Source organism: Phytobacter massiliensis JC163, from assembly GCF_000321045.1.
GTDB classification, from domain to species: domain Bacteria; phylum Pseudomonadota; class Gammaproteobacteria; order Enterobacterales; family Enterobacteriaceae; genus Phytobacter_A; species Phytobacter_A massiliensis.
In genome coordinates, this window is sequence record NZ_HE578952.1 from 57,205 (window position 1) to 59,635 (window position 2,431).

A 2,431-nucleotide genomic window follows, 5' to 3' on the forward strand; every position below is an offset into this window, starting at 1 on the left:
CGGGCATCGACATCTCATCACCATACCTGTCGCTTTCCTTGCAGGATGCCATTTCATGATTCTTGCAGACCTGGCATCACGGACCCTGATTAGTCATCAGGTATTGCCAATTGGCGTGGTGACAGCCCTCGTTGGTGCACCGGTCTTTGCCCTGATTTTGTACCGCAACCGGGAGAAGTAATTATGCATGTTGTGGTTGATAAGCTGAGCGTAACACTCCAGGCACGCCGTATATTATCTGATATCAGTTTTGCTGTGCAGCAATCGCAAACGGTGGGGCTGCTCGGTCCTAACGGGTCTGGTAAGTCCACGCTTATTCGCGCAATGGCAGGCATCCAGTCCTGTGTTTATTCGGGATTAAAAGTTGGCGGTAAACCGGCAAGTGACCTGAGTCAGCGTCAGCTTTCCCGCACACTTGCTTTTGTACCACAGCATGCGGAATCTGAGGCGCAGATGAGTGTGATAGATATCGTTCGCCTCGGCCGTACGCCGCATCGCAATGCATTCACGCCATGGTGTCAGGCTGACGAGAAGGCTGTCCAGCAGGCGCTTTCGCTGATGAAGCTTAACGCCCTGGCCCATAGAACCTGGCAGCGTCTGTCAGGCGGTGAGCGTCAGCGCTGTCAGATAGCCCGTGCACTCACGCAACAACCGGATATTCTGTTGCTGGACGAGCCAATTAATCATCTGGATATACAGTTCCAACTGGAGCTGATGCGCCTTATATCTGACTTGCCAATTACCGTTATTGTTGCACTACACGATCTCAATCTGGCAGCAAAATATTGTCAGCACCTGGTGGTTCTGCAGGAAGGACAAGTTGTGGCATCCGGAGAGCCTGCTGCTGTGCTTACCCCAGAGCTGATTCAGTCTACCTGGCAGGTCAATGCAACAATCTATCGAACCGATCAGGGTAATCTGAACATCCAGTACGCCTGAACTACGGGTGCTGAGAAACCAACATTAACGGGACGGGCTGTATCATAATGTACGGATTGAACAGGCAGATACTGTTTTGGTCATTGCCCTGTGTAGCGGCCCTAACTCTCGTTTGAAAATTGGAGTAATCATGTCCGTAAAGTCTCCCTGTACCGATGTCTGTAACTTTAGCAATACAAAAGGCTGGTGTGAAGGTTGTGGTCGTACGCTGCAGGAAGCACGTGAATGGCGCAAACTTTCTCCATTTCATCGAAAGAAAATCGAACGTGAACTGCCTTCGCGGTTGAAGATTCTTTCAAAGGAGCGTGAGCAACACTGAACAGTTTCGATTTATGTATCGGACAGTGAGCGTGGCGTCAAGGTAGCGTTCAGAACCACAAACGAACGGGCTCAAAAAGGATAATAAAGCACGGTATTAGCAGGTTTTGATGCCGACATGCTTATCAACAATCCTGGCCCTTTCATCGACGGACATATTGACGGCACCACAAGGCCCCCTGTGTGCGGATTCGTCAGCCCGATGATGGTTGAACAAGTTCAGTGTGCTACTACAAATTCATTCAGCGTTATTTTAAAATTCTCCTTTAGTTCAGCGTGATAGTATACAGATAACCGGGCGGCGCGACACAGACCTGCTGACTGATTGCGAAACATAAAAGGGAAGGGAGCTATGGCGAGCTATGACATCCGGTATGATTTTGGGACAACAAACGAGCAGGATATCATTGCTGCAATCAATGATTTGAACGCCGGAAAGGATACGACAATCAACATATACCACAATGGTGGTGGAAACGCCCGGCTTGCAATTGATCTAAGCAGTGCGATTCTGTCTTCATCAGCGCAGTGTATCGAAATTTGTGTCATCGGCTATGCCGGTTCGGCTGCCGCCTTTGTGGTCATGAGCTGTCAGTTATACGCAGCTCCCAACGTCATTATGACCATCCCTGAACCCTGTATGATCATGTATCATCGGCCACGAATCGACAACAATATGACCGGCCTCGAATACTTCGACCTGCCCTCGTCAACCTGCATGGAATACGATCGTCTGATGCATGACTGGCTGAAAGTGTATCCTACCAGTTATAATAATATGAAAGCCTATTACAGTAACCACGAGTATGTGTTTATAACCCGCTGAGGTGAATATGGTTCAGATAGTCAAGATCTCAGATGAGAAACGCGTGCCGTTACCGGTGCCCGAGTGGTTGAGTAAGCCGGTGTCCGGCGAAGAGGCTCGGCAGCGGGCGAAAAAAATACGAGGACCGTATGCAGAAGGTTGCTGCAGGCAGGGAGACCGACGAAAACGGTCAGCACCGCTGAATCTAAGTCTTATCAGGTTCCAAATTCCAGTCTGTCGCGGGCGTGCTGCAGTCTTTCTTCCCCGCGCCGGTCATACTTCTGGGTGGTGGTGACGCTGGCATGACCCAGCGCATCCTTCACGGTGATCAGATCCTCGCCGTTCTCCAGCATTGCGGAGGCAAAAGTC

Annotated in this window: 5 protein-coding genes; 4 read left to right on the forward strand and 1 reads right to left on the reverse strand. The window is 50.2% G+C overall.

The features are described 5' to 3' along the window. From ENTHG_RS24590 to ENTHG_RS23310, 4 genes are all read left to right on the forward strand, one after another. The coding region (locus ENTHG_RS24590) for an iron chelate uptake ABC transporter family permease subunit (protein ID WP_145973691.1) at window positions 1-181 on the forward strand (181 nt) is incomplete at its 5' end. Between the two features lie 2 nt (window positions 182-183). After that, on the forward strand, window positions 184-939 hold the full coding sequence (locus tag ENTHG_RS23305; RefSeq protein WP_044185850.1) for an ABC transporter ATP-binding protein: 756 nt from the start codon (window positions 184-186) through the stop codon (window positions 937-939). 130 nt (window positions 940-1,069) lie between these two features. After that, window positions 1,070-1,258, forward strand: a complete 189-nt coding sequence (locus tag ENTHG_RS24595; RefSeq protein ID WP_071825941.1) for a DUF1289 domain-containing protein — start codon at window positions 1,070-1,072, stop codon at window positions 1,256-1,258. Window positions 1,259-1,609: 351 nt separating this feature from the next. Then, the gene (locus tag ENTHG_RS23310; protein ID WP_044185852.1) at window positions 1,610-2,083 is read left to right on the forward strand and encodes a Clp protease/crotonase-like domain-containing protein; all 474 of its coding nucleotides are present in this window, start codon (window positions 1,610-1,612) and stop codon (window positions 2,081-2,083) included. A 194-nt stretch (window positions 2,084-2,277) separates the two neighbouring features. Here ENTHG_RS23310 and ENTHG_RS24865 read toward each other — a convergent pair. Next, window positions 2,278-2,431, reverse strand: a 154-nt coding sequence (locus ENTHG_RS24865) for a tyrosine-type recombinase/integrase (RefSeq protein WP_145973692.1), incomplete at its 5' end; no start/stop codon positions are given.

Coding starts and splice junctions, on each gene's coding strand:
- ENTHG_RS24595 (WP_071825941.1), top strand. CDS start 1,070: ATGTCCGTAAAGTCTCCCTGTACCGATGTCTGTAACTTTAGCAATACA.
- ENTHG_RS23310 (WP_044185852.1), top strand. CDS start 1,610: ATGGCGAGCTATGACATCCGGTATGATTTTGGGACAACAAACGAGCAG.
- ENTHG_RS23305 (WP_044185850.1), top strand. CDS start 184: ATGCATGTTGTGGTTGATAAGCTGAGCGTAACACTCCAGGCACGCCGT.